Source organism: Streptomyces prunicolor (genome assembly GCF_045162825.1).
GTDB classification, from domain to species: Bacteria; Actinomycetota; Actinomycetes; order Streptomycetales; family Streptomycetaceae; genus Streptomyces; species Streptomyces prunicolor.
Map to the genome: position 1 here is coordinate 3,046,110 of NZ_CP108676.1, position 25,766 is coordinate 3,071,875.

At 66.6% G+C, this 25,766-nt stretch carries 20 protein-coding genes, 1 tRNA gene and 2 pseudogenes; 13 read left to right on the top strand and 10 right to left on the bottom strand.

Features of this window, described 5'->3' with window-relative positions; genetic code table 11:
- Window positions 1-274 precede the first annotated feature (274 nt).
- Window positions 275-859 carry a hypothetical protein gene (locus tag OG588_RS13775; RefSeq protein WP_405947524.1) on the bottom strand — a complete coding sequence of 195 codons (585 nt, stop codon included), beginning with the start codon at window positions 857-859 and terminating at the stop codon, window positions 275-277.
- Between the two features lie 37 nt (window positions 860-896).
- On the opposite strand from OG588_RS13775, the gene OG588_RS13780 reads away from it, so the two are divergent.
- The 3 genes from OG588_RS13780 (at window position 897) to OG588_RS13790 (ending at window position 2,429) form a co-directional block, all read left to right on the top strand.
- Window positions 897-978, top strand: a tRNA-Ser gene (locus OG588_RS13780).
- A 144-nt stretch (window positions 979-1,122) separates the two neighbouring features.
- Entirely contained in the window at window positions 1,123-1,539 is a 417-nt protein-coding gene (locus tag OG588_RS13785; protein WP_405947525.1) for a hypothetical protein, read from the top strand.
- Between the two features lie 314 nt (window positions 1,540-1,853).
- The gene (locus OG588_RS13790; RefSeq protein WP_405947526.1) at window positions 1,854-2,429 is read left to right on the top strand and encodes a hypothetical protein; all 576 of its coding nucleotides are present in this window, start codon (window positions 1,854-1,856) and stop codon (window positions 2,427-2,429) included.
- Between the two features lie 633 nt (window positions 2,430-3,062).
- On the opposite strand, the gene glnA is transcribed toward OG588_RS13790, so the two are convergent.
- Complete coding sequence (gene glnA / locus OG588_RS13795) at window positions 3,063-4,424, bottom strand: type I glutamate--ammonia ligase (protein ID WP_019064820.1); 1,362 nt, start codon at window positions 4,422-4,424, stop codon at window positions 3,063-3,065.
- A 361-nt stretch (window positions 4,425-4,785) separates the two neighbouring features.
- Between glnA and OG588_RS13800 the strand changes: the two genes are divergently transcribed.
- The 5 genes from OG588_RS13800 to OG588_RS13820 all read left to right on the top strand — a co-directional run bounded on the left by OG588_RS13800 (window position 4,786) and on the right by OG588_RS13820 (window position 10,672).
- The gene (locus OG588_RS13800; protein ID WP_405947527.1) at window positions 4,786-5,457 is read left to right on the top strand and encodes a DUF3105 domain-containing protein; all 672 of its coding nucleotides are present in this window, start codon (window positions 4,786-4,788) and stop codon (window positions 5,455-5,457) included.
- A complete protein-coding gene (locus OG588_RS13805) occupies window positions 5,454-6,083 on the top strand; it encodes a DUF305 domain-containing protein (protein ID WP_405947528.1) in 630 nt (209 codons plus the stop codon). Before OG588_RS13800 ends, OG588_RS13805 begins: the two co-directional genes overlap by 4 nt.
- A 227-nt stretch (window positions 6,084-6,310) precedes the next feature.
- Window positions 6,311-8,263, top strand: a complete 1,953-nt coding sequence (locus tag OG588_RS13810; protein WP_405947529.1) for a protease pro-enzyme activation domain-containing protein — start codon at window positions 6,311-6,313, stop codon at window positions 8,261-8,263.
- Between the two features lie 112 nt (window positions 8,264-8,375).
- Window positions 8,376-10,412 carry an NAD(+) synthase gene (locus OG588_RS13815; protein ID WP_405947530.1) on the top strand — a complete coding sequence of 679 codons (2,037 nt, stop codon included), beginning with the start codon at window positions 8,376-8,378 and terminating at the stop codon, window positions 10,410-10,412.
- 29 nt (window positions 10,413-10,441) lie between these two features.
- Complete coding sequence (locus OG588_RS13820; protein WP_405947531.1) at window positions 10,442-10,672, top strand: hypothetical protein; 231 nt, start codon at window positions 10,442-10,444, stop codon at window positions 10,670-10,672.
- A 160-nt stretch (window positions 10,673-10,832) separates the two neighbouring features.
- Here OG588_RS13820 and OG588_RS13825 read toward each other — a convergent pair.
- The 3 genes and pseudogenes from OG588_RS13825 to OG588_RS13835 form a co-directional block, all read right to left on the bottom strand.
- Window positions 10,833-11,168: pseudogene (locus tag OG588_RS13825) on the bottom strand (protein kinase); the annotation flags it as partial.
- 37 nt (window positions 11,169-11,205) lie between these two features.
- A protein-coding gene (locus OG588_RS13830; RefSeq protein WP_405947532.1) for an IS3 family transposase occupies window positions 11,206-12,368 on the bottom strand; the annotation gives its coding sequence in 2 pieces (ribosomal slippage) (window positions 11,206-12,081 and window positions 12,084-12,368; 1,161 coding nt in all).
- A 267-nt stretch (window positions 12,369-12,635) separates the two neighbouring features.
- The gene (locus OG588_RS13835) at window positions 12,636-12,878 is read right to left on the bottom strand and encodes a hypothetical protein (RefSeq protein WP_405947533.1); all 243 of its coding nucleotides are present in this window, start codon (window positions 12,876-12,878) and stop codon (window positions 12,636-12,638) included.
- A gap of 113 nt (window positions 12,879-12,991) precedes the next feature.
- Between OG588_RS13835 and OG588_RS13840 the strand changes: the two are divergent.
- A pseudogene (locus OG588_RS13840) lies at window positions 12,992-14,333 on the top strand (hypothetical protein).
- Here the strand turns inward: OG588_RS13840 and OG588_RS13845 are convergent.
- On the bottom strand, window positions 14,311-14,844 hold the full coding sequence (locus tag OG588_RS13845; protein ID WP_266859130.1) for an NUDIX hydrolase: 534 nt from the start codon (window positions 14,842-14,844) through the stop codon (window positions 14,311-14,313). The pseudogene OG588_RS13840 and the gene OG588_RS13845 overlap by 23 nt on opposite strands.
- 1,730 nt (window positions 14,845-16,574) lie before the next feature.
- Between OG588_RS13845 and OG588_RS13850 the strand changes: the two genes are divergently transcribed.
- On the top strand, window positions 16,575-16,844 hold the full coding sequence (locus tag OG588_RS13850; protein ID WP_405947534.1) for a hypothetical protein: 270 nt from the start codon (window positions 16,575-16,577) through the stop codon (window positions 16,842-16,844).
- Between the two features lie 617 nt (window positions 16,845-17,461).
- Here OG588_RS13850 and OG588_RS13855 read toward each other — a convergent pair.
- The 4 genes from OG588_RS13855 to OG588_RS13870 all read right to left on the bottom strand — a co-directional run bounded on the left by OG588_RS13855 (window position 17,462) and on the right by OG588_RS13870 (window position 22,346).
- Window positions 17,462-18,676 (bottom strand): MFS transporter, encoded by a 1,215-nt coding sequence (locus tag OG588_RS13855; protein ID WP_405947535.1) that lies wholly within the window; start codon window positions 18,674-18,676, stop codon window positions 17,462-17,464.
- Between the two features lie 98 nt (window positions 18,677-18,774).
- The gene (locus OG588_RS13860; protein ID WP_405947536.1) at window positions 18,775-19,827 is read right to left on the bottom strand and encodes an endonuclease/exonuclease/phosphatase family protein; all 1,053 of its coding nucleotides are present in this window, start codon (window positions 19,825-19,827) and stop codon (window positions 18,775-18,777) included.
- Between the two features lie 189 nt (window positions 19,828-20,016).
- A complete protein-coding gene (locus tag OG588_RS13865) occupies window positions 20,017-20,700 on the bottom strand; it encodes a TetR/AcrR family transcriptional regulator (protein WP_405947537.1) in 684 nt (227 codons plus the stop codon).
- Between the two features lie 56 nt (window positions 20,701-20,756).
- Window positions 20,757-22,346: an MFS transporter gene (locus OG588_RS13870; RefSeq protein WP_405947538.1), complete on the bottom strand. Its 1,590-nt coding sequence runs from the start codon at window positions 22,344-22,346 to the stop codon at window positions 20,757-20,759.
- Between the two features lie 231 nt (window positions 22,347-22,577).
- Here OG588_RS13870 and panB point away from each other — a divergent pair, with 231 nt between their 5' ends.
- From panB to OG588_RS13885, 3 genes are all read left to right on the top strand, one after another.
- Window positions 22,578-23,453 (top strand): 3-methyl-2-oxobutanoate hydroxymethyltransferase, encoded by an 876-nt coding sequence (gene panB, locus OG588_RS13875; RefSeq protein WP_405947539.1) that lies wholly within the window; start codon window positions 22,578-22,580, stop codon window positions 23,451-23,453.
- A gap of 450 nt (window positions 23,454-23,903) precedes the next feature.
- Window positions 23,904-24,923: an ATP-binding cassette domain-containing protein gene (locus OG588_RS13880; RefSeq protein WP_405947540.1), complete on the top strand. Its 1,020-nt coding sequence runs from the start codon at window positions 23,904-23,906 to the stop codon at window positions 24,921-24,923.
- A complete protein-coding gene (locus OG588_RS13885) occupies window positions 24,920-25,744 on the top strand; it encodes an ABC transporter permease (protein ID WP_366092211.1) in 825 nt (274 codons plus the stop codon). The genes OG588_RS13880 and OG588_RS13885 overlap by 4 nt, the downstream gene beginning before the upstream one ends.
- Window positions 25,745-25,766 lie beyond the last annotated feature (22 nt).

Consider the following 25,766-nt stretch of genomic DNA (forward strand, 5'->3'; position numbering starts at 1 on the left):
GTGACGCAGGTTAGGGCACGCGGAGGGCACGTCACCCCCGAATTGGGCTGGACAACAAACAACCCCCAGGCCGCTGACCTGGGGGCGAATTCTGGAACGGGTGACGAGAATCGAACTCGCACTCTCAGCTTGGGAAGCTGCGGGCGTTTGGGGGTGGCTCGGGCGCTGACCTGGGCGAACGGAAGGCTTAGGGCCTCCTCCGGCTGTGTGGCTTTCCCCGTGATTCCCCGCTGTTCCCCGCCCCATCTGGTGCGCTTGTGGTGCGGTGAGCGGCTTACTGCGCATGAGGTAACCGACGGGAACGTGGGACAGGGGTTGTCGGCTCAGGATCATCGAGCACCTTGGCGGCCGCATCAAGGAATCCATCCGCTCCGGCCTGAAGCGCCTGGAGCTTTTCGTCTGCTTGTCGGATTGCATCCATTTCCGGAGATGGCCTTGACTGGAGGATGGCTACTTCGTCAAGGATGATGTGAGCTAACAGGTCAAGCTGGTGGGCTAGCCGGTACATGGAAGGCGGCCCTTCGATTTGCACTACGCCCCTTGCCCGCCTGATGGGTTCCATCACCTCACCTGCTGCTCTCCGGGTTTCGTGGAGCGGAGTGGGGACGTGAGCAGGAGTTAGCGCACCTTGCAGGGACATGTCTTCCATAACGTCCCAGTTCTTGTTGTATACGTCTTCTACCAGGGCGTGAAAGGCCAGATACGCGTCACGACGTACCTGGCGCCGCCATTGCGCGTGTTCGGCTCGCGCCTGAATCCTTGCCTGCTTGACTGCTGCCCCAAAAGCCAATCCAGCACCGGCAGCTGTTGCAGCCGCTCCGATAGCTGCTCCCACTAGAGCCGCAAGTCCCTCGTCCATGACAGATCAGAATATGTGCGGAGTGAGATTGATGGAGGGGCAGTTGGCAGGTCGGAACTGCGTCGATCTTGAAAACCGTCGTCGCAGCGATGTGACCGTGGGTTCAAATCCCACACCCACCGCAGGTGAACGGCTCCTGACCAGGTAAATCGGTCGGGGGCCGTTCTCGTGAGCATTGTCTGCCAGCGACCGCGGCTCCCCGCTGTTTCCCGACCGAACGGGCACGCCACCGGCCTGTTGGGCGGCTCGGCTAACCTGCGCGAGTGCGCGCCGAAGAGATTTCCACCTGGATCGCTGCCCGCGACGCCTTGATCAGTACAGTCGAGCTCGCTGCGGCGTTCGACGCCTATCTCTGCACCCTCCCCTGGGCCGGGCAAGGCATCGACTGGCGGGGGCTACCGTGCCGGTCCCTCGTGCTCGATGGCGTCTCAGACGACGAGGCAGTGCGTTGGGCGAGAGCGACGCCGATGGGAACCCATGACCACGTCCTGGTGATCGACTCTGCAACCGAGCCCGGTGTCATCTGTGCTTTCGACGATGCCGTGCGGGACTTCGAGCTGCTGTCGAATCGCCCAGAGCTCTACATGTGCGGCCTGGACCTGGCAGGCGAATCCCCCGAACCGACGTTTGAGCACTTCATCGAGCGTCGCTTTTTCATGACCCTCAACGCAAAGCTGTGAGTACCGAGGCGGGCCAGAGGCACTCCTGCGTCCGGCTGAGGCTCCTGGTCGGCCGCAGGACTTGAACCTGTGGCCTCATCTTTATCAGGTCGATCATGGCAGTCCGGGGCGCTGGCGTGATCGGCCTTCTGTACAGATGCCTTGGTCCGCTGACGTTCGGTTTCGACTGCCGTTGTTCGCCCCTGTTGGTGTCAGCTACTCGCGTCAGGCGTCAGTGAGGGACTGGACAGCATGATCCCGGAACAGTTCGGGAACTCTTCAACAGTTTGCGTGATCAGCACACCTGATCATCGACCAGGACCGAAGATGGCAAGGTGTTCGAAACTGTACTCACGATCCTTACCATCGTGTTTCAGGTTGTTGGCTTGATTCTAGCGGCAGTTGGCCTGCTCAATACATTCAAGGACTCCTCAGCTTCAGGCGATCGCTTCTTCGCCAGAGTGCTGGTGACTGAGCTTGGGGTAGTTCGACAACTTTGGGCTGGCCTCAAAAGCCTTTGCCGTCGTCTCTTCGGGCGCCCGCGATCGACAGTGACTCATGCTCTCGGTGCGGCCTTGGAAATCAGCGCTGCGGTAAGTGCTCAAGGCACCGTCCAGTTCGGGCCCTTGCCTGACCCTGCTCAGGACCCCGATGCCTTCAAGGCTGCGGTCGAGGACCGCCTGAACCGTGTCCACAACTTGGCCCAGGACGTGCAATACAACCTAGGACAGGAAGCGAAGGCCCGAGAGAAGGAAGATCAGAAGATCGGTAGTGATTTCCAATCTCGCATCGCTGCCCTCGATGAGGAATCAAAGCAGGCGACGATTCGTGGCCTGCATGAGCAGGTACTAGGCCTCTTCTGCGTTGCTGCTGGACTTGCAGTACAGAGCATCCTCGATCTGTACTTTTGACCCCTCACCGGCGCCTCTGCCTCAACCCACCACCTTCCCCAGCTTCCATCCCGTCCGCCGTCGACCCACACACCGTGGAGCGGGCGTGGTTCCTGGCGTCCAGGTGGAGCGCGCCACTGTAAGAACGACCTGGACGCCAGGGACCTCGTCTGCTCGGCTCTGCCTGGGTCGATGGTGGTCGGGATGGAAGCACCCCACGCGCACTCCTACGGGCCCGCGGTCGCGTACGGCGCCCCTCCATCCTGGTGCCGGCTGATCCCCCGCTGGAGGCATGTTCTGGCCGTGGCTACTGCGTGTCCAGGTCTCTACTCGGGGCCGTAACTTGCTGGCCCCAGGGCTTGGCCCCGGCGCCGCAGGCGCAGAGGGGCCGGAGCCCAGAGGCCAGCCCGCGCCTGCGCGGGCACTTGATCGTTGTAGGGAAAGTTGAGTGCCCTGCCGCCGTCGAGAACGCTATTCAGTTCACCGATACACCGAGCCAACCCTGATGAGGGGGGCCGAGGGCAGCTACAGCGCGTCGGGATTCGCTCTGACGGCCCAGAGACGGCCCAGGGCCCGCAAGACGCAGTGGGGCTGACGGTCTGCGACCGTCAGCCCCACTCGCCGAATCAGCAGGAAACCCGCTCTGACCTGCCCCTACAGCACCGGCAGGTTCTTCCGCAGCTCGAACGCCGTGACCTCGCTGCGGTACTCCTCCCACTCCTGCCGCTTGTTGCGCAGGAAGAAGTCGAAGACGTGCTCGCCCAGGGTCTCCGCGACCAGGTCGCTGCGCTCCATCAGGGTGAGGGCCTCGCCCAGGTTCTGCGGGAGCGGCTCGATGCCCATCGCGCGGCGTTCCGCGTCGGAGAGGGCCCAGACGTCGTCCTCGGCGCCCGGGGGGAGTTCGTAGCCCTCTTCGATGCCCTTGAGGCCGGAGGCGAGGAGGAGGGCGTAGGCCAGGTACGGGTTCGCGCCCGAGTCCAGGGAGCGGACCTCCACGCGCGCGGAGCCCGTCTTGCCGGGCTTGTACATCGGGACGCGGACCAGGGCGCTGCGGTTGTTGTGGCCCCAGCAGATGTACGAGGGGGCCTCGCCACCGGCGCCGGCGGTGCGCTCGGAGCCGCCCCAGATGCGCTTGTAGGAGTTGACCCACTGGTTGGTGATGGCGGAGATCTCGCCCGCGTGCTTCAGCAGGCCCGCGATGAAGGAGCGGCCGACCTTGGAGAGCTGGTACTCCGAGCCGGACTCGTAGAACGCGTTCCGGTCGCCCTCGAAGAGGGAGAGGTGGGTGTGCATTCCGCTGCCCGGGTGTTCCGAGAACGGCTTCGGCATGAACGTCGCCTGCACGCCCTGCTCCAGCGCCACCTGCTTCATGACCAGGCGGAACGTCATGATGTTGTCCGCCGTGGAGAGCGCGTCGGCGTAGCGGAGGTCGATCTCCTGCTGGCCGGGGGCGCCCTCGTGGTGGGAGAACTCGACCGAGATGCCCATCGACTCCAGCATGGTGATCGCCTGGCGGCGGAAGTCCATGCCCACGTTCTGCGGGGTGTGGTCGAAGTAGCCGGAGTTGTCGGCGGGGGTGGGGCGGGAGCCGTCCAGGGGGCGGTCCTTCAGGAGGAAGAACTCGATCTCCGGGTGGGTGTAGAAGGTGAAGCCCAGGTCGGAGGTCTTGGCGAGGGCTCGCTTCAGCACGTAGCGCGGGTCCGCGAAGGACGGGGAGCCGTCCGGCATGAGGATGTCGCAGAACATGCGGGCCGTGCCGGGGGCCTCCGCGCGCCACGGCAGGACCTGGAAGGTGGAGGGGTCCGGCTTGGCGATCATGTCGGACTCGTAGACCCGGGCGAAGCCCTCGATCGCGGAGCCGTCGAAACCGATGCCCTCGTCGAAGGCCTGTTCCAGCTCGGCGGGGGCCACGGCGACGGACTTGAGGAAGCCCAGCACGTCCGTGAACCACAGCCGTACGAACCGGATGTCGCGCTCCTCCAGTGTCCGGAGCACGAACTCCTGCTGCTTGTCCATCTTCCGCTTCCCCATCCTTGCTGGTCAGGCCGCCTGTCCTCGTACCGCAGGAGGCGGTCGGGCACCTGAGCATCCCACCACAACACCATTTCGTGCGCGTTGCCGACCTTGATCGGCAGGCCGTCCTCGGGCTGAACGGCTCGCGTACGGCGGGTGTCCTGCGCTGTTGCCCCTCTGGTGACCATATTGCCTGCTCGGACTGACATTCGTAATGCCTGGTCCGGGGGTGACCCTGGTGTTCCCCTGACTTTGCTGTGGGCGGCCTACGAGAACGTGTTCCTCCCCACTACGATCAGTAGGTCCCGACCGTCCCGTCCCCTCCCTCAAGTCCCGTCCCTTCCCCCAAAAGGACACACATCGCATGGGTTCCGCCAAGAACACCGGTACCGCGGCGCGCAAGGCCCGCATCGAGGAGATGCGGCGCGCCGAGCAGTCCCGCGAGCGACGCACCCGGATCGTGAAGATCGCGGCGAGCGCGGTGGTCGTCGCCGGTCTCGTCGTCGGCGGGGTCGCGGTCGTGCACGCGCAGTCCGGCAAGAAGGACAGTTCCGCGAGCGACTCGAAGAACTCCGCTTCGGGTCACTTCGTCGCGGGCACGGACGGGGTGAACACGTGGAAGGGCACCCTGGGCCGCACCCACGTCACCAGCACGGTGAACTACCCGATGCACCCGCCGGTCGGCGGCAACCACAACCCGGTCTGGCTGAACTGCAACGGCGACGTCTACACCAAGTCCGTCAAGGACGAGAACGCGGTGCACGCGCTGGAGCACGGCGCGGTCTGGGTGACGTACAACAAGAAGGCCTCGGCGGCCGACGTGAAGGCGCTCGCGACGAAGGTGAAGTCGACGCCGTACTCGCTGATGAGCCCGTACGACAGCCAGAAGGACCCGATCATGCTGTCCGCGTGGGGGCACCAGCGGACCGTGAAGAGCGCGAGCGACCCGGCCGTGAACTCGTTCTTCGAGAAGTTCGTGCAGGGCAGCCAGACACCGGAGCCGGGCGCCGCGTGCACGGGCGGGCTGTCGCAGTGAGGTCCGCGGCGCTGATCGCCGGGGCCGCGGCGACGGCGCTCGTCGCGGCCGGAGCGATCACGTACGCGGTCGCCGAGGACGGTGGCGGGTCGAGCAACTCCCCTACTCCTACGGCCGATTCGGCGGACGCCGGCTTCGCGCGGGACATGGCGGTCCATCACCAGCAGGCCGTCGAGATGTCGTACATCGTGCGGGACCGTACGAAGGACGTGGAAGTACGGCGCCTTGCATACGACATCGCGCAGACGCAGGCCAATCAACGGGGCATGTTGCTGGGCTGGTTGGACCTGTGGAACCTTCCGAAGGTGTCGGCCGACCCGCCGATGACCTGGATGGGCATGGGTGACATGGCGTCCGGCAAGGACGGCGCGCTGATGCCGGGGATGGCGACCAACACCGAGTTGAAGAAGCTGAACACGCTGAGCGGCAAGCCCGCCGAGGTGCTCTTCCTGCAGCTCATGACGGACCATCACAAGGGCGGTATCCACATGGCCGAGGGGTGTGTGGAGAAGTGCCGGGTGGGGGTGGAGAAGCGGCTGGCGCAGGGGATGGTGGACGCGCAGCAGTCGGAGATCCAGTTGATGGCCGACATGCTCAAGGACCGTGGCGCAAAAGCGCGTTCGTAAAGCATCCCCGGTCGTTCGTTACACGCCCGTAAGGAAAAAAGCCCCCAATTCGCCCTGGGTGACGGTTCCTTGGGCTTCTCTTGACTTTTGCGTTCCCCTGGCATGAACGGTTCATCGAAAGAGTGGCCCCCACGTGTGATCCATCCACGGACCTTCCCGCCGCGGGTTCCGTAGGGATCGACGACGACCAACCACTCCATGCGTCGAACCGCATAGCAGGGGGTTTTATGAGATCCAATCGCGCCACCATGCGCGCCGGCGTGAGCATGGCAGCGACACTGCCGATGATCGCCGGTGCACTGGCGCTCGGCATACCCGCGGCGCACGCCGCGGACAGCCCGGGCCGGGACACGCTCGCGGGCACCAAGCCCGCGTGGGCGACGGCCAAGGCGGACAAGGGAGCCACCTCCGACAGCTCCCAGGTCTCCGCCCGGGTCTACCTCGCCGGCCGGAACGCCTCCGGCCTCGCGGCGTACGCCAAGTCCGTCTCGGACCCGAGTTCGGCCCTGTACGGCAAGTACCTGAGCGCCGCTCAGGTGCAGCAGCGCTTCGGCGCCACGACGGCCCAGGTGACCGCCGTCAAGTCCTGGCTGAAGTCCGCCGGGCTGAAGGTCACCGGCACCACGCAGCACTACGTCACGGTCTCCGGTGACGTGGCCGCGGTCGAGAAGGCGTTCAGCACCTCGCTGCACAACTACTCGAAGGGCTCGAAGACCTACCGCGCCCCGTCGAAGACGGCCTCCGCGCCGGACAGCCTCAACGGTGCCGTCCTGACCGTCACCGGTCTGGACAACGCGCCGCACACGGCGAGCCACGACGACGCGCTGCCGGGTCCGGGGGCGGCGTTCGTGAACGCCGGGCCGTTCTCCTCGTACTACGGCTCGAACACCGCGACCACGCTGCCTTCCGCCTACGGCAAGAAGATCCCGTACGCGATCCAGGGCTACACCGGCAAGCAGCTGCGTGCGGCCTACGGTGCGGGCAAGTACACGGGCAAGGGCGTGCGCGTCGCCATCACCGACGCCTACGCCTCGCCGACGATCGCCTTCGACGCGGCCACCTACGCGAAGAACCACGGCGACAAGAAGTACTCGACCAGCCAGCTCAAGCAGGTGCTCCCCTCGGACTACACGCAGACCGAGGCCTGTGACGCGTCCGGCTGGTACGGCGAGGAGACCCTCGACGTCGAGGCCGTGCACGCGGTGGCGCCGGACGCGAACATCACGTACGTGGGTGCCGCGTCCTGCTTCGACGACGATCTGCTCGACTCGCTCAGCAAGGTCGTCGACAACCACCTGGCCGACATCGTCTCCAACTCGTGGGGCGACATCGAGGCCAACCAGACCCCGGACCTCGCGGCCGCCTACGACCAGGTGTTCCAGCTGGGCGCGGTCGAGGGCATCGGCTTCTACTTCTCCTCCGGTGACAACGGCGACGAGGTCGCCAACACCAATACGAAGCAGGTCGACACCCCGGCCAACTCGGCATGGGTGACGGCGGTCGGCGGTACCTCGCTGGCGGTCGGCAAGGGCGACAAGTACCTGTGGGAGACCGGCTGGGGCACCGAGAAGGCCTCGCTGTCCACGGACGGCAAGAGCTGGACCAGCTTCCCCGGCGCCTTCACCTCGGGCGCGGGCGGCGGCACCAGCAAGACGGTGGCCGAGCCCTTCTACCAGAAGGGTGTCGTCCCGGACTCGCTCGCCAAGGCCAACAGCGCCACCGGCAACCGCGTCGTCCCGGACATCTCGGCGATCGCCGACCCGAACACCGGTTTCAAGGTCGGCCAGACGCAGACCTTCCCCGACGGTTCGGTGCAGTACAGCGAGTACCGGATCGGCGGCACCTCGCTCGCCTCCCCGGTGATCGCGGCGGTCCAGGCCCTGGCCCAGGAGGCGCGCGGCGGCAAGGCGATCGGTTTCGCCAACCCGTCGATCTACTCCAAGTACGGCACGAAGGCCTACCACGACGTGACCGACAACCCGACGGGCTCCGGCCTGGCGGTGGCGCGCGTGGACTTCGCCAACAGCGTCGACGCCACAGACGGCCTGCTGACCTCGGTCCGCAGCCTCGGCAAGGACAGCTCGCTGTCCGCGGTGAAGGGCTACGACGACGTGACCGGCGTGGGCACGCCTGCGAACGGCTACGTCTCGTCGTTCAGCCGCTCGCAGGGTCACCACTGACCCCGTAGCGGCAACGAGTAGTCACCTGTGAATGGGGTGGCGTGGGGTGCACCACACCTCGCGCCACCCCATTGCGTCGCCCTGACGATTACAGGCGATTACAGTGGACCCCGTGCCTCCACTGAACTTCTGGTCGATCTATCAGCACGGCTTCGCCCGCGTCGCCGCCTGCACGGGCCACACCGTGATCGCGGACCCGCACGCCAACGCCGAGGCCGTCCTGCGCCACGCCCGCCGGTGCTCCGAGGAGGGCGTCGCGGTCGCCGTCTTCGCGGAGCTGGGCCTGTGCGGCTACTCCATCGAGGACCTGCTCCTCCAGGACGCGCTGCTCGACGAGGTGGCGACGGCCCTACGGGACGTGGTGACGGGCTCGGCGGACCTGCTCCCGGTGCTGGTCGTCGGCGCCCCGCTGCGACACCGCAACCGGATCTACAACTGCGCGGTGCTGGTGCACCGGGGCCGGATCCTGGGCGTCGTACCGAAGTCGTACCCCCCGAACTACCGGGAGTTCTACGAGCGCCGCCAGATCGCCGACGGCGCGGACGAGCGCGGCGGTTCGATCCAAGTGGGCGGCGAGAACGTGCCGTTCGGGGTGGATCTGCTGTTCGCGGCGCAGGACGTACCCTCCCTGGTCCTGCACGCGGAGATCTGCGAGGACATGTGGGTACCGGTGCCGCCGAGCGCGGAGGCGGCCCTCGCCGGCGCGACGGTCCTCGTGAACCTCTCCGGCAGCCCGATCACGGTAGGCCGCGCAGAGGACCGCAAACTCCTCTGCCGCTCGGCGTCCGCCCGCTGCCTGGCCGCGTACGTCTACGCGGCGGCCGGCCTAGGCGAGTCGACGACCGACCTGTCCTGGGACGGCCAGGCGATGATCTACGAGAACGGCGCACTGTTGGCCGAGACCGACCGCTTCCCGCTGGGCGACGAGTACGCGGTGGCCGACATCGACCTGGACCTGCTGCGGCAGGAACGGCAGCGGATGGGCACGTTCGACGACAACCGCCGTACGCACCGGGCGAGGACGGCCGACTTCCGCACGGTCTCCTTCGAACTCGCCCCGCCGCTCACGGACTTGGGACTCCGCCGCCGCCTGGAGCGCTTCCCCTTCGTACCGGCCGACGCGGAGCGCCTCGCGCAGGACTGCTACGAGGCGTACAACATCCAGGTCGAGGGGTTGCAACAACGCCTCGCCGCGATCGGCGGCCCGAAGGTCGTCATCGGGGTCTCCGGCGGCCTCGACTCCACGCACGCGCTGATCGTCGCCGCCCGCGCGATGGACCGCGCGGGGCGTCCGCGCAGCGACATCCTGGCGTGGACGCTGCCCGGTTTCGCGACCAGCGACCACACGAAGGACAACGCCCACGCGCTGATGCGGGCGATCGGCGTGACCGCGGCCGAGCTGGACATCACGCCGACGGCACGCCTGATGCTCAAGGAGATGGGCCACCCCTTCGCCTCCGGCGAGCCGGTGTACGACATCACCTTCGAGAACGTCCAAGCGGGCCTGCGCACCGACTACTTGTTCCGCCTGGCCAACCAGCGCAACGGCATCGTGCTCGGCACCGGCGACCTCTCGGAGCTGGCGCTCGGCTGGTCGACGTACGGCGTGGGTGACCAGATGAGCCACTACAACGTCAACTCCGGCGTCCCGAAGACCCTGATCCAGCACCTCATCCGCTGGGTCGTCAGCAGCGACCAGTTCGACGAGGAGACCGGCAAGATCCTCACCGCGATCCTCGACACGGAGATCAGCCCGGAGCTGGTGCCGGGCGAGGAGATGCAGTCGACGGAGTCGAAGATCGGGCCGTACGCGCTGCATGACTTCACGCTGTTCCATGTGCTGCGGTACGGGTTCCGGCCGTCGAAGATCGCGTTCTTGGCTTGGCACGCGTGGCACGACGCGGAGGGCGGGGCGTGGCCTCCGGGGTTCCCTGAGGCGAAACGGGTTGCGTATGACCTTCCCGAGATCCGGTCGTGGCTTGAGGTGTTCTGCCGGCGGTTCTTCGGGTTCGCGCAGTTCAAGCGGTCGGCCATGCCCAATGGGCCGAAGGTTTCGGCGGGGGGTTCGCTGTCGCCTCGGGGGGATTGGCGGGCGCCTTCGGATGGGTCGGCGGCGGTTTGGTTGCGGGATTTGGAGCGGTTCGACTAGGGGGCGAAGCTGTGGTCCAGGGAGACGCAGTGGTCAGGGCCCTGCTGACGGCGGTGGCGACCTTGGAGGACCTCGTCGAGGTGGGGCATGACTCGCATGCGGCGTTGAGCACCCTGGAAGAGATCGCCCATGAGCTCGGCGGGATGGATTCGGGTGAGCGTCGGCGGTTCAGCGAGGTGCTGGAGCGCATCGCCGGGGAGGAGCCGGAGCGGGCTGCCTGGATTCGGGGCGTTCCTCAGGCACTGGGGCTTGGTCGTTGAGGCACGAGGGCTGAAGATCACACGGCTTCAGGGGTGGGGAGCGTGCCATCCGGTACGGCCCGGTGAGGTGGGCAAGGGACCGAGGTCCTAGAAAGGAGAGCCCCTTCACCGGAAGGAGCTCTCGCTCATGTCTGCCAGGCTATGTCGCCGCGCTTCGGAATCAGTTCAGGGCTTTGCCCACCTCGTAGATAGTGGGTCGGTCTGCTGGTGCAGGGCTGAGCATCGCGTCGACCAACTCGCCCAGTTCGCCGCGTACTTTCACCGGCCGGCGCCGACCATTCGCCACGGCCTCCCTTTGCACCGAACGGGGAGCGTCGTCCGGGTACTCCATGGCTCGCCAGCCGGTGGCAGAGATGAGCAGGGAGGCGCCGAGCGCGTAGATGTCGGCTTCCTCGGTCGGCTCGGCTTCTCCGGTGGCGAGCACGCTGCGGGCGATCTCCGGTGCTTCGTAGTGGACGAGGCAGCCGCGGAACGGGAAGTCGTAGCCCTTGGGCACGTTGCGGGTCTGATGCAGGTTCAGGTGACAGGTTCGGTCACGCGGCCTGGAGGGCCGGTGTGGTCATGACGGTCTCGAATTCGACGGGGGTCAGCCGGCCGAGTGCGGCTTGTCTGCGGCGCCGGTGGTAGGTCCTCTCGATCCAGGTCACGATCGCGATGCGCAGTTCCTCGCGGGTGGCCCAGGACCGGCGGTCGAGGACGTTCTTCTGCAGCAGGCTGAAGAAGGACTCCATGGCCGCGTTGTCGCCCGCCGCGCCGACCCTCCCTATCGAGCCGGCCATCCGGTGGTGGTCGAGGGCCCGGACGAACTTCCGGGACCGGAACTGCGATCCGCGATCGCTGTGCAGAATGCACCCGTCGACGTGTCCACGCCGGGCAACAGCGTTGTTGAGGGCTGTGACGGCCAGGCGGGACTTCATCCGCGTGTCGATCGAGTAGCCGACGATCCTCCTGCTGAAGACGTCCTTGATCGCACAGAGATACAACTTGCCTTCGCCGGTGGCATGTTCGGTGATGTCGGTGAGCCACAGCCGGTTCGGTCCGGTCGCGGTGAAGTCACGGCGGACCAGGTCGTCGTGGACCGGCGGGCCGGCCTTCTTGGTACTGCCGCGCTTCTTGCCGAACACGCTCCACCAGTGGTTGTCCCGGCAGATCCGCCACGCGGTCCGGTCGGCCATGCCGGATCCCGCACTGCGGGCTTCGTCGGCCAGGAACCGGTAGCCGAACTCCGGATCCTCGTGGTGAGCGTCGAACAACGCGTTCGCGCGCGTGGCTTGCTCGAACTCGGCATCGGTCACCGGCCGCCCCAGCCAGCGGTAGTAGGGCTGGCGGGCAAGTTTCAGGACCCTGCACGCGACCGTGACGGGGATCCCGCCCGTGGCCAGCTCTTTCACGAGCGGGTAGATCCTTTTCCCGGCAGATGCGCCTGCGACAGATAGGCCGCGGCCCGGCGCAGGACCTCGTTCTCCTGCTCCAGCAACTTGATCCGCCGACGCGCTTCCCGTAGTTCCGCGTTGTCCTGGCTGGTCGATCCGGCCTTGGTCCCGTCGTCGATGTCCGCGCGACGCATCCACTTCCACAGCGTCATCGCATGCACTCCGAAGTCGGCGGCCACCTGCTCGACCGTCACGCCCGGGCCGCGGTTCCTCGCGACCCGTACGACGTCCTGACGGAACTCTTCCGGATAAGGCTTGGGCACAGCGACATCCTTCCCACCCGCCCCACAGGGCAAGCCAGTTCAGATGTCACCCGATCGTGCACCAGACCCTCACGAGTACTCCTTGTGTGTGACGGTGCGTGGGTTGGATAGCCGATCCCGAACGGGCAAGGGGGAACGGGGAGTTGGCGCCTGTCCGGGAGCCGTCGGTCCACTGGCTCATGGCGAGAGCCGTGCCGATCACCAGGTCGTACGAGCCACTGAACGTGGTGACGAACAGGACTCCCGCGTTTCGGCTGATCGCGCGCATCACAGTCCGTCCCGGCTGTTGGCGTTCTTGATGGCCAGGCGTGCGCTGAGCTCCTCTCGTGGACTCAGCGCGACCACGTTGTCCGGCATGACATCCCATTCCGTGCCGCCACCGATCGGCCTTATCTGCACTCGACCGCCAACGGCACCCATGACGACGCCGATCCGGTCTCGGGCGCTGTCCTTCGCCAGTTCACCGATGCCTGGTCTGGTCTGCTGGTTGCTCGCCATGTGAAGGAGCATCGCGATCCGGGAACCCGCGCCGAAAGGTCAGGCTGATTACCCAACTTGGGTAATATCGCGGTAAGTAGAGAATCAGCGACGTTGCGTAGCCCTCGCAGTGTGGGAGCTTGCCAATGCCCGACGCCGACCGGCCGCAGGAACTTCCTGCCAGGCTGCTCACCGATCCCGAGATGATCAGCGCCTGTCGGTCACGGGACTTCGCCAACGTCTTCCGACTGGTGAAGACGAAGGCAGGCATCTACCCGTCGATGATCGCCAGGCGCTGTGACCTGACGCCCAGTCGGGTCGGTGAAGTGATCGCAGGGCAGCGCCAGTTGCGGCACATGGACGTCGTCGAGCGCATCGCGGACGGCTTGCGCATTCCGGGGCACATGCTTGGGCTTGCGCGTCGCGAGTGGGAGACGCCTCAAGCCCTCGTGGTCACGGAGCGAGAACCTCCCCAAGCACCGGAGCCCGAGCAGCAAACCCCCGCGTCTCTACCCGGGCCTGATGTGGACAGCATCTTGGCGCTGGCCACGCGAACGAGCCTGAGCGCGGCCACACTTGAAGCTTTTCGCTCGTCGATCGAGGACTACTGGCGACGGGACGACCAGCACGGAGGCGAGGCTCTGAGGCCGGCCATCGTCGGCCAACTCCGGCATGTGGTCGGACTGTTGAGGGAGAACCGCCCGCCGTCCATCCAGCAGGGCCTGTACGGAATCGCGGCCGAGCTTGCCCGCCTCACCGGCTGGACCTACTTCGACGCCCGCCAGTACAACCAGGCCCGCGCGTACTTCACCGAGGCGCTGCAGCTGGCCAAGGAGATCGACGACCGCCAGTTCATGGCCAACGTCCTTGCCTGTATGAGCTTGCAGGGCACGTACCAGGACAAGCCTGCGGACTCTCTGGCCCTAGTGACCGCTGCTCAGGACCAAGCCCGCTCAGCACTCGACACCACCCCACGGGTCCAGTCCATGTTGTCGATGCGTGAAGCCTTCGCTCACGCCATGCTCGGCAACCGGGATTCCACTCACCGGGCGATCGGGGAAGCGCACCACCACTTCGAGCAGATCCAGGCGAGTAAGCCGGACCCGTCATGGGTGACGTACTTTCGACGAGACGAAGCTGATCGTGGATACGGGGATCGCTCACGGCCGACTCGGCGAAGCCGCGACTGCGGAACCGTTAATTGCGGACGCATTGCGGCGCGAGGCCCACACCAACCAACGCGGCCGGGCATTTCACTCGTTCTGGCTGGCTCGCACTCAGCTGGACCAGGGCAAGCTTGAACAGGCATGCCACACCGCCACACAAGCACTGGAGCCAGCGTCAGCAGTGGGCTCCGAACGAGTCTCCGGCCATCTCAGGGAGTTCTACGACCAGTTGGCCCCACACAGGCAGGAGCCCGTAGCCCTGGCCTTCGAGGCGCGGCTACGGGAACTCCTCCCGCCGGTCAGCGGATCGCTTCGTCCATGAGCAGGTAGAGCAGGCCGACGAGCGAGCCGCTGCTCACGACCTCCCGGCGGTCGATCATGCCGCGCACCTCGGAGAGGGGGATCCACTCGATGCGGTCGGATTCGTTCTTCTCCGTGGGCGGTCCGGCGTAAGTCGCCCCGTCCGCACGGAAGACGTGGTGCTGCGAGTCGGTGATGCCGTTGGCCGGCTCGGCGTAGATCAGGGGCTTGATGGGACCGGGACGCCAGCCCGTCTCCTCCAGGACTTCGCGGGCCGCCGCTTCCTCCGGAGTTTCGTTCTCCTCGACCAGGCCCATGGGCAACTCCCAGGCCCAGGAGTCCGTGATGAAGCGGTGCCGCCACATCATCAGGACCTCTTGGCGGTCGTTCACCACGGCGGCCACGGCCAAGTGCCGCAGACGAACGACGTGGTACTCCCACCTGCGCCCATCAGGCTGCTGGACGTCGACCAGACACAGATTCACCCACTTGTTCGTGTAGATCTGCCGCTCACCGTGAGTCTTCCACTCCATACCTGCGACCCCTCTCGATCGGTCTCTAGGATCTCAGACCGATCTGGAGGAGGACCCAAGGTCGGCTCTTTTCGCGTCAACTTGACGAGAGGTGCAAGGTCGAGGTCTCGGCAACGCATGGTTCCGTTGGTTGCTTGGGCATCTTCAGTGAGGTTGGCATAGTTCAGAGCCGCGCAACGGCAGCAGACCCGTCAGAATGCCTACCGTGGGACCTTCCCTGAATCCGAGGCATGTGCCGATTGAACCTCATCAAGCGCCGCCGCACCGACCGCAAGACTGGCAAGACCACCGTCAGACCCTCTACGCCGCCACCAGCCTGACCGCCGAGCAGGCCACTCCGTCCTAGCTCGCCCAACTCGTCCGAGACCACTGGAAGATCGAAACCCTCCACCACGTCCGCAGCACCACCTTCGCCCAGGACGCTTCATAAGTGCGCCTGAAACGCGCCCCACGCGACGCCACCTGGCGCAACCTCGCCCTCGGAATCCTCGGAGCCCTCGGGGTAACCGGAACGAAGAACATCGCGGCTGGCCTCCCCGGCGACGCCCACAACCCTCATAGTCCCCTTGCGCTCCTTGTCCTAGGATGATCACGAACCGGGCGTTACGCGACTACGCCGAAGCCTTGGTGTCCATCCTGGCCAGGGCTTCCCTGGCTGCTGAGGTATTCCCTTCGACTTGACGGTTGTATGCACATATGGAGCCATTCTTGCTTTTTGTGGAATTTTTGGGACCCTGGCTATAAATCCGATGCGCGCTACTCATTCACATGTTAAAATTCTCGCCAACTCGACTCTCAATCAAAGGACGTCAAAGGTGAAAAGAGTTTTGGGCGTCACCCTGGCAGCCGTCGCGCTCGCTTTCGGTGCGACGACAAATGCTTATGCTGCGGATCACACCATGCACACCAATGACGGTGATCCTGGTGGCAGAATAGAATTCACCGCAAATGGGGATGTCGTCCGGATCTGTGACATTGAAGCAGACGGTTGGGCCGCCACTGGTGGTGCCCAGCTGGTGGGTAGTAGCACTTGGCCCGTCTGGATGACGGCTGGTGGTAACGGGGAATGTGTGACCTCCCGAGCGAGTGACGGAGGTTCGCACGACTTGAAAGAGGGGGAGGTCTACCACTTTGAGATTTGCCTTCGGAAGTCAGGGCAAGCCGACTCCTATTGCGATGATCAATGGTGGGTCGCGTAAACACTAGAACAGTCCAGATGGGGGCCGTCTCGATCGAGGCGGCCCCCATCTGGACCCAGTTTTTTATCCCGCGACGGAGAGTGCATAGGGAGAGTTCATGAAGTGATTATGGGCGATCTTGCGTCTTTATTGCTTCTGTCGCGGGTAAGAATATTGTGCGAGCGAGGTGACGTGTACTTGCGGAGCCTTTCAGTTGGTAATGGACAGCGATGGGAAGGCGATCCTGGAATATCTGCCATGGGCACCTTTCCCGCTCCTTGCCTCGGTTGAAGCCTTGTTCTCAAGGAAAGTGGAGAAATTTCTTCCTAGTCCTGTACCTGTTGTCACTGGTGGATGGTCAATCGATGCTGCGAAGTTAAGAGCTTCGTCCAGATCCACCGGTTGATGTCCGGAAGTAACGTTGCTGGGAACGAGGAAGTTCCTCGCGGCCTGCAGTGTTGGGAGTTCCCTAGGATTCCAGCACGCACGACTGGCAGGGCACTCGTGAGATGTAATATTCCCACGCCGTGGTGAGGATCTCCACGCCGTTCGATGATCCGAGTCGAGTTGCGGGACGCCAGGCTGGAGCCACTGGTGCACTTGGCCGAGAGGTGCGAGTTGCTGGCTTCGAAGGCTTTCACCAACTCTTTCGTCGCCGTGAAGGCGATAGCGTTGATCGCGGGCATGGGCGCGGGCGCGGACAACATCGACGACATGGATCGCCTGAGGCGCCACGTGATGCGGTATCTGTTCACCGGGGTGCGTGCCCCGTCGACCTTCGGCGGCTTCCTGCGGTCATTTATCGATGGACACATCAAGTGACCGCACGCCGTCGCGCGTCGGTTCCTGCCCCGTCTGGCTGTCCACACTCTGCTGCTGCTCGGCGCGGGCCAGATCGCCTGCCTCGACCTGTAGGACACCATCAACCCGGTCCACGGCTATGCCAAGCAGGGCGTTGGTTAGGGATACAACTAGATCAAGGGCCTCAACGCGCCGATCGCGACGCTGTTCACCCCTTTGTCCGTCCCGGTGATCGCCGCCACCAGGCTGCGAGCTTCTACGTGTCGGCATGGTCTGGTGGCTTGGTACCTATTGGAACCGGTTGTCCGGAGGAACCGAGGATAGTCAGTGGACCCCGTACGGACCACGGACTCCGAGCGAGCCCCGATCCCGGTACGCTGTACCCGCTCCGCCCCTGGTGGGCGCGTGCGCAGGTGGGTTGCCCGAGCGGCCTAAGGGAACGGTCTTGAAAACCGTCGTCGGTGCGGAAGATACCGCTCGGAGTTGATGGCAGGCACGGCACGCGGACGTGCGTGAACACGACCTGAGTGCTCGGTCTCTGATGCCGTCGGCCAGTCCGCGCAGCGATGCGCCCGCCCCGTCGATCAAGAGGCGAACCTCTCAACCGACCGAGACGGGTGGGCGGGTGGGCGAAAAGGTCAGGAGTGCAGGGCCCTTGTCGGCTCCGGTACGTGTGCCGCGACCACGCGTTCCCGCCCCGGTACCGCCCGGCGCCGGTCCACCGTCGCCGCCGTAGCGGCAACTCCCAACCCCAGTACCGCCAACACCGCGCCGGCCACCGCAGGGGACGTAGCTCCAAAGCCCGCCGCCAGCGCCAGGCCGCCGATCCAAGCGCCGCCCGCGTTGGCCAAGTTGAAGGCTGCCTGGTTGGCCGAGGAGGCCAGGGACGGGCCCGCCGACGCCTTTTCCATCACCATCAGTTGGAGCGGGGAGCCTGTCACGAACGCGGCTACGCCGAGCAGGATCACGGCCAGTGCCGCCGTCCACTCCGTCGTCATGAGGAGCGGGAACAGGGCCAGGACCGCCGCCAGGGACAGCAGGCCGCCGAACAGGGTGCCCCGTAGGGAGTGGTCCGCCAGGCGGCCGCCCGCCAGGTTGCCTGCCGTCGCGCCCACGCCGAACAGGGCCAGCAGCAGCGTCACGCTGCCCTCCGCGAAGCCCGCCGCGTCCGTCAGCATCGGGGTGATGTAGCTGTACGCCGAGAAGAGTGCGCCGAAGCCGGCCACTGTGGTGCCGAGGGCCAGCCAGACCGGGAGGGAGCGGAGAGCCGCCAGTTCGCGACGCAGGCCCACGGCGGGGGCGTGTGCGTGGTCGTGCGGGATCAGCAGGGCCAGTGACGCTATCGCCACCAGGCCGATCGCGCTCACGCCGAGGAACGTGGCCCGCCAGCCCAGGTGTTGGCCCATGAGCGTGGCCGCCGGTACGCCCACGACGTTGGCGACCGTGAGGCCCAGGAACATCAGGGAGACGGAGCGCGCCTTGCGTTCGGGCGCGACCATCGTCGTAGCGACCACGGCTCCTACGCCGAAGAAGGCGCCGTGCGGCAGGCCGCTCAGGAAGCGGGCCGCGAGGAGGTAGTCGTAGTTCGCGGCGAAGGCCGAGAGGACGTTGCCCGCCACGAACAGGACCATCAGGCCGATCAGGACCGTGCGGCGGGACAGGCGGGCGGTGACCGCGGCGAGGAGCGGGGCGCCGATGACGACGCCCAGCGCGTACGCCGAGACCAGGTGGCCCGCCGTGGGGATGGAGACGTGCAGGTCGTCCGCGACCTCGGGCAGCAGGCCCATGATCACGAATTCGGTGGTGCCGATACCAAAAGCGCCGACGGCCAGAGCGAGCAGGGCCAGGGGCATGGAAGTGCCTGTGCCTTTCTAGGGAGAGCGGAGTTCCGTACTACCGAGCTTAAGTTCAGTTACGGAACAAAGACTCCCAGGCCCGCTATTCCATGCGGTTACGAGCTCGTGTCGAGGTTCACACGGGCCGCGATCGGGAGGTGGTCGCTGCCCGTCCTGGGCAGAGTCCACGAGGTGACCGGTTCCACGCCCTGGACCATGATCTGGTCGATCCGCGCCATCGGGAACGACGCCGGCCAGCTGAACCCGAAGCCGCTGCCCGCCGCGCCCTGCGTGGAGCGCATCTGGGCGGTGACGGCGTTCAGCGAGCGGTCGTTCATCGTGCCGTTGAGGTCGCCGAGGAGGATCTTCCGCTTCAGCGGCTCGGCGGCGATGGCCTCGCCCAGCGCGTCGGCGCTCTTGTCGCGCTGCCGGGCCGTGAACCCGGCCTCGATCTTCACCCGCACCGAGGGCAGGTGGGCGACGTAGACCGCGATCTGTCCCTCGGAGGTCGCGACGGTGGCGCGCATCGCGCGCGTCCAGCCCAGCTTTATGTCCACGGCCCTGATGCCGGTCATCGGGTACTTGCTCCACAGCCCGACCGTGCCCTCGACCGAGTGGTACTTGTACGTCGACGCGAGCGCCTTCTCGTACGTCGGGACCGCCGAGGCCGTCAGCTCCTCCAGGGCGACGATGTCCGCGCCGGACGCGGCCACGTCACGGGCCGTACCGGACGGGTCGGGATTGTCTGCGTTGACGTTGTGCGTGGCCACCGTCAGGTCGCCGCCGGTGCCGGTCTTGTCGCTGAGGAGCAGCCCGCCGAAGAGGTTCAGCCACACGATCGTCGGGAGGACGACGGCGATGAGCGCGGTCGCGGACTTACGGACCAGGCCGAGGATCAAGAGCACCGGGATCATCAGCCCGAACCACGGCAGGAACGTCTCCGTGAGGCTGCCGAGGTTGCCGATCCGGTTCGGGATGCGGGAGTGCAGCAGCATGACCAGGGCGAGGAGGATCGCGAGCGCGGCGAGGATCAGACCCCGGCGCCAGATCCTCGGGTCGCCGCGCCAGCCGTCGAGCAGTCTGCTCCACAGGCGCCGAAGCCGGGATCCGCGCGGCTGGTCCCCCGAGCCGCCGTCGTCCGTCTCCGCCACATACGCCTGCTGTGCCATACCGTCGCCTCACTACCTGCCGTGCACACCATCGTCCCCGCGCCTACGACCCTAGGGGATGATCGGTTCCGATCCGCCGTCCCATGACGGCCCGTACGGGCACGAGGACGAACAAGTCGGTGTCCGAAGTTCCGAACACGCGCGACGACAGCGGCTTCTGTGACGGAACGCGCACATTCGGACGCGTGCTCAGATCTCGGTCCTGACGGGCCGTAGGGCCACCAGCACGGTGTCGACGAGGAGTTCCGACAGGCCCTCGGGGAGGTCCGCGTCGGCGCGCATGACGGTGCGCAGGAGCATCGGTCCCACCAGCATGTCGTTCATCAGCTCGGCGTCGATGTCGGTGCGGAGTTCGCCGCTCTCCTGGCCGCGGCGCAGGATGTCCACCTGCTTGCGGCGCCGGGGTTCCACGACGGTCGCGTGGTAGGCGGCCCACACCTTCGGGGTGCTCTTCATCTGCGCGTACACGTTGTGCAGGAGTGCCGAGGACCGGGCCATCAGGCCGCGCTGGCGCAGCTGTTCCATCATGGCCACGAGGTCGTCGCGCAGCGAGATGCCGGGCAGTTCGGGGTCGTGCGGCTCGGCCTCGCGGACGACGTCGACGAACAGTTCCTCCTTGCCCGGCCAGCGGCGGTAGATGGTGGCCTTGCCGACTCCGGCGGTACGGGCGATGCGCTCGATGGAGAGTTCGGCCAGCGGCACGCCGTCCTCCAGGAGCTTCATCACGCCCTCCGTGATGGCTCGTTCGACGGCCTCGCTGCGCGGGCGTCCCCTGGTGGGCGCGCACGGCGGCCGAGTCCCGCTGTCGGTGCCATCGCCGGTGCCGTTGTCGGTACCGGTACCGGCGGCGGTGCCGTTGTCGGCAAGGCTCACTTCACTCCGTCCCTTCCCCTGTTCCCCCCGTCCCCGTCCTCGGGTGATTGTCCTCGCTATTCCCCTACGACGACCAACTCCGGTTCCTCCTTGCCCTCTTGAGGGACCGGAGACTTGCCGGGCAGGAAGAGGAACGCCACTACGGCGCCGATGAGCGCGACGCCCGTACCGCACAGCGCGGTGACGTGCATGGCGTGCAGGAACGCGTCGTTGGCCGGGGTGACCAGGGCCTTGCCCTGCGGGCCGAGCTTCGCGGCGACACCGAGGGTGGCCTCGATGGACTCGCCGGCGGTGTCGCGCAGGGCGGCGGGTACCGAGCCGAGCTTGCCCTCGATGCCGTTGCGGTACGCCGTGGACAGCACCGAGCCGAGGACGGCGATGCCGAGGGCGCCGCCGACCTGGCGGAAGGTGTTGCTCAGCGCGGACGCGGAGCCGGCCTTCTCGCGCGGCAGGGCCTGCATGATGACGACGCTGGTCGGGGTCATGACGTGGGCCATGCCGGTGCCCATGAGGAAGAAGATGACCTCCAGGATCCAGATCGGCGTGTCCGCGTCGAGGGTCGCGAAGGCGGCGAGCATCCCGGCGAGCAGCACGAGGCCGACCCCCGTCGTGACCTTGTGGCCGAACCGGTCGACGACCAGCCGGGCCCGCGGCGCGAAGATCATCTGCGCGGCGGCCAGCGGCAGCATCAACAGACCGGTCTGCAGCGGCGAGTAGCCGCGCACGCTCTGGGTGTAGAAGACCGAGAAGAAGGTCACGCCCATCAGCGCGAAGAAGACCAGCCCCATGGCGGCGATCGCGGCCGAGAACACCTTGTTCTTGAAGTACGTGACGTCGATGGAGGGGTGGTCGCTGCGCTTCTCGAACCACACGAACCCGGCGAGCACGACGACACCGGCGATGATCGTCGACAGCACCTTGGGCGCCGTGAAGTCGGCCAGTTCGCCGCCCTCGATGATGCCGTAGACCAGCAGGACGAGGCCTACGACGGACAGGACGACGCCGACCGGGTCGAGGCGGCCGGGCTTCGGGTCGCGGGAGTCGGGGACCAGCCAGATCATCAGGGCGAGGGCGATCAGCACGATCGGGACGTTGATCAGGAAGACCGAGCCCCACCAGAAGTGGTCGAGGAGCACGCCGCCGGTGATCGGGCCGATGGCGATGGCGAGGCCGACGCCGCCGGCCCAGATGCCGATGGCCTTGGGCTGCTCGTCGCGCTCGAAGACGTTCATGAGGACGGCGAGGGTGGCGGGCATCACGAACGCGGCGCCGAGCGCCATCAGGGCGCGGTAGCCGATGAGTTGGTCCGGTGAGCCGGACTCGGCGGCGAGCGCGGAGCCGATGCCGAACACGACGAGCCCGCCGAGCAGGACCTTCTTGCGGCCGATCCGGTCACCGAGCAGGCCCGCGGTGAACAGCAGGCCGGCGAAAACGAGGGTGTAGGCGTTGATCGCCCACTCCAGCTCGCTCTGTGTCGCGCCCAGGCCGGTCGGGGCCGGGGTGGAGATGGTCTTGATGGCGACGTTGAGGATCGAGTTGTCGAGCACCACGATCAGCAGGCTCAGCATCAGCACGCCAAGGATGGCCCAGCGGCGGCGGTGCACTGCTTCGGGTATCCGGGGGCCGGTGACGGGTGGAGTGGTCATGCGGTCCAGACTAGGGAACGCCGGGCGAATTCCGATACGAGACGTTGCCGTATCGTAAATATTTTACTCAGACCTTACGTACACCGCGGCACACCGCGTCGGGTGCGGGGCGTGAGCGGCGTGATGCGGGTGACAGGGGTCCCTCTGGCCCTCCGTGGCACGAGGTGCCACCATGGAGGGGATCTGGGGACGCCGTAAGGGTGCCTCAAGATGACTGAAGGAGCCGTTGCAATGACGCAGCTTTCGGCTGCCCAGGCTGGGAAGAACAGCTCCTCCGACGGCGGCAAGACGCTGTACGGAGGCAAGGGCACACGCCGTATCACCGTTCGCGACATCGCCCTCGCCAAGGATCGCGGCGAGAAGTGGCCCATGCTCACCGCCTACGACGCGATGACCGCGTCCGTCTTCGACGAGGCCGGTATCCCGGTCATGCTCGTCGGCGACTCGGCGGGCAACTGCCACCTCGGGTACGAGTCGACCGTGCCCGTCACGCTGGACGAGATGGCCATGCTGTCCGCGGCGGTCGTACGGGGCACGAGCCGCGCCCTGATCGTGGCCGACCTGCCCTTCGGGTCCTACCAGGAGGGTCCGGTGCAGGCGCTGCGCTCGGCGACCCGGCTGGTGAAGGAGGCCGGGGTGGGTGCCGTGAAGCTGGAGGGCGGCGAGCGGTCGCACGAACAGATCCGGCTGCTGGTCGAGTCGGGGATCCCGGTCATGGCGCACGTCGGTCTGACCCCGCAGTCCGTGAACTCGATGGGGTACCGGGTGCAGGGGCGTGGCGAGGAGGCGGCTCAGCAGTTGCTGCGGGACGCGAAGTCCGTGCAGGACGCGGGGGCGTTCGCGGTCGTACTGGAGCTGGTTCCGGCGGAGTTGGCAGCCGAGGTGACGCGCGTGCTGCACATTCCCACGGTCGGGATCGGGGCCGGTGCGGAGACCGACGCCCAGGTCCTGGTGTGGACCGACATGCTGGGGCTGACCGGCGGGAAGATACCGAAGTTCGTGAAGCAGTACGCCGATCTGCGTTCCGTCATGGGCGACGCGGCGAAGGCGTTCGCGGAGGATGTCGTCGGCGGAACGTTCCCGCTTGAGGAGCACTCGGTCCACTGACCGGCCCACTTACCGGGCTGGACCATCTGACCCACCTGAGCCACCTGAGCCATTGCGGCACCATGGCAGCCCGCCGATCTTCCCCCGTCGGCGGGCTGCCCCATTTCCGCCTGCCGCCCGCCCCTGAGGGCTCCGCCCCAGACCCCCATCGGCCCTGAAGGGGCCTCGTCCTCAGACGCCGGACGGGCTGGATATTGGCGGCCTGCGTTTCAAAGGTGCCGAAGACAGCTGGATGTTGGGCGGGCTGTGTTGAAAGGCGCTGGGCGGGCTGGGACGGGGCGTGCCTCCTGAGGGACCGCGTCAGGCGGGCAGGCGGGCAAGGGCTGGACTGAACGGGCCTCGCCGCCAAACCCCGGACGGGTTGGGGTGGGCAAGCGGTGTCGGTCGGTTGTCGGGGGCTGTCGGTGGGATGTAGGTGTTCTGTCGGCAGGCCCTGGCACTGTCATCGGCATGACGCGAATCGACATGAATTCCGGCGGCACGGCCGTGTCCGTGCGGGGGCTGGTCAAGCACTACGGCGAGACCAAGGCGCTGGACGGCGTCGACCTGGACGTCCGGGAGGGCACCGTGATGGGTGTGCTCGGGCCGAACGGTGCCGGTAAGACCACCCTCGTACGAATCCTGTCCACACTGCTCGCCCCGACCTCCGGCGAGGCCACCGTCGCCGGCTACGACGTCCTGCGCCAGCCTCGGCAGCTGCGCCGGGTGATAGGCCTCACCGGCCAGTACGCCTCCGTGGACGAGAAGCTCCCGGGCTGGGAGAACCTGTACATGATCGGGCGGCTGCTCGACCTGTCCCGCAAGGACTCCCGGGCCCGCGCCGACGAACTGCTGGAGCGGTTCTCGCTGACGGACGCGGCCAAGCGGCCCGCCAGCACCTACTCCGGCGGTATGCGGCGGCGGCTCGACCTGGCCGCCTCGATGATCGGGCATCCGCAGGTGCTGTTCCTGGACGAGCCGACCACCGGGCTCGACCCGCGCACCCGCATGGAGGTGTGGGACGAGGTGAAGTCCATGGTCGGCGGCGGCGTGACCGTGCTGCTCACCACCCAGTACATGGAGGAGGCCGAGGCGCTCGCCTCCGAGTTGACCGTCGTCGACCACGGCAAGGTCGTGGCGAGTGGCGCCATTGATGAGTTGAAGGCCAGGGTCGGAGGGCGGGCGTTGCGGATTCGGCCCGCCGATCCGTTGCAACTGCGGCCGCTGGCGCGGGCGTTGGACGATCTGGGGATCACCGGGCTCGCCACCGTCACCGTCGACGTGGAGAGCGGAACCGTCCTGGTGCCGATCCTCAGCGACGAACAACTGACCGCTGTCGTCGGCGCGGTGAGCGCGCGCGGCATCGTCATCGCCTCCATCACCACCGAACTCCCCAGCCTGGACGAGGTGTTCCTGTCCCTCACCGGACACCGCGCCGGCGCCCCGCAGGACTCCGTGCCCACCCACGACCGCGAGGAGGTCGCCGTATGAGCGCCGTCGCCGTGAGCCCCGCCGACGTGTCGGCGGCGGACCCCCGTATCCCGCTGCGTAACCATCTGCGCCACACCGGCGCCCTGATCCGCCGCAATCTGCTGTGGATCCGGCAGGACCCGGAGTCGATGTTCGACGCCATCCTGTTCCCGGTCATCTTCACGCTGCTGTTCGTGTACGTCTTCGGCGGCTCGATCGGGCAGTCGCTCGGCGGCGGGCAGGAAGCGTACGTGCAGTACGTCGTGCCCGGCCTGCTCGCCATGATGGGCATGAACATGGCCCAGGGAGTGGGCACCGGCTTCAACACCGACTTCCACACCGGGGTCATGGACCGGTTCCGGTCGCTGCCCATCGGGCGCGCCTCGGTGCTGATCGCCAAGATCTCGGTCGAGATGATGCGGATGCTCGTCGCGTCCGCCGTGCTGATGGTCGTCGGTGTTCTCGTCGGCTTCCACATCCACCACTGGCTCGGCATGTTCGCCGCGATCGGACTGTCCGCGGTGTTCGGCTCGGCCCTGATGTGGGTGTTCCTCACCCTCGGCGTGACCATGAAGAGCGCGCAGTCCGTGCAGGCCATGGGCTTCCTGGTGCTGATGCCGCTGCAGTTCGGCTCGTCGATCTTCGCGCCGACCGGGTCGATGCCGGGCTGGCTGCAGAACTTCACCGACTACAACCCGCTGTCCGCCCTGGCCGACGCGGCCCGCGGGCTGATGGTGGGCGGCCCGGTCGCCCACGGCACGCTGCTGACGCTGGCCTGGTCGGTGGGGCTCACCGCGGTGATGGCCCCGATCTCGATCTACAAGTTCCGCACCAAGACCTGACCCGGCCGTGCGTCCCGTCCCA

Coding starts and splice junctions, on each gene's coding strand:
- OG588_RS13775 (WP_405947524.1), bottom strand. CDS start 859: ATGGACGAGGGACTTGCGGCTCTAGTGGGAGCAGCTATCGGAGCGGCT.
- glnA (WP_019064820.1), bottom strand. CDS start 4,424: ATGGACAAGCAGCAGGAGTTCGTGCTCCGGACACTGGAGGAGCGCGAC.
- OG588_RS13800 (WP_405947527.1), top strand. CDS start 4,786: ATGGGTTCCGCCAAGAACACCGGTACCGCGGCGCGCAAGGCCCGCATC.
- OG588_RS13810 (WP_405947529.1), top strand. CDS start 6,311: ATGAGATCCAATCGCGCCACCATGCGCGCCGGCGTGAGCATGGCAGCG.
- OG588_RS13835 (WP_405947533.1), bottom strand. CDS start 12,878: ATGCTCCTTCACATGGCGAGCAACCAGCAGACCAGACCAGGCATCGGT.
- OG588_RS13845 (WP_266859130.1), bottom strand. CDS start 14,844: ATGGAGTGGAAGACTCACGGTGAGCGGCAGATCTACACGAACAAGTGG.
- OG588_RS13850 (WP_405947534.1), top strand. CDS start 16,575: ATGATCCGAGTCGAGTTGCGGGACGCCAGGCTGGAGCCACTGGTGCAC.
- OG588_RS13855 (WP_405947535.1), bottom strand. CDS start 18,676: ATGCCCCTGGCCCTGCTCGCTCTGGCCGTCGGCGCTTTTGGTATCGGC.
- OG588_RS13860 (WP_405947536.1), bottom strand. CDS start 19,827: ATGGCACAGCAGGCGTATGTGGCGGAGACGGACGACGGCGGCTCGGGG.
- OG588_RS13870 (WP_405947538.1), bottom strand. CDS start 22,346: ATGACCACTCCACCCGTCACCGGCCCCCGGATACCCGAAGCAGTGCAC.
- panB (WP_405947539.1), top strand. CDS start 22,578: ATGACGCAGCTTTCGGCTGCCCAGGCTGGGAAGAACAGCTCCTCCGAC.
- OG588_RS13880 (WP_405947540.1), top strand. CDS start 23,904: ATGACGCGAATCGACATGAATTCCGGCGGCACGGCCGTGTCCGTGCGG.
- OG588_RS13885 (WP_366092211.1), top strand. CDS start 24,920: ATGAGCGCCGTCGCCGTGAGCCCCGCCGACGTGTCGGCGGCGGACCCC.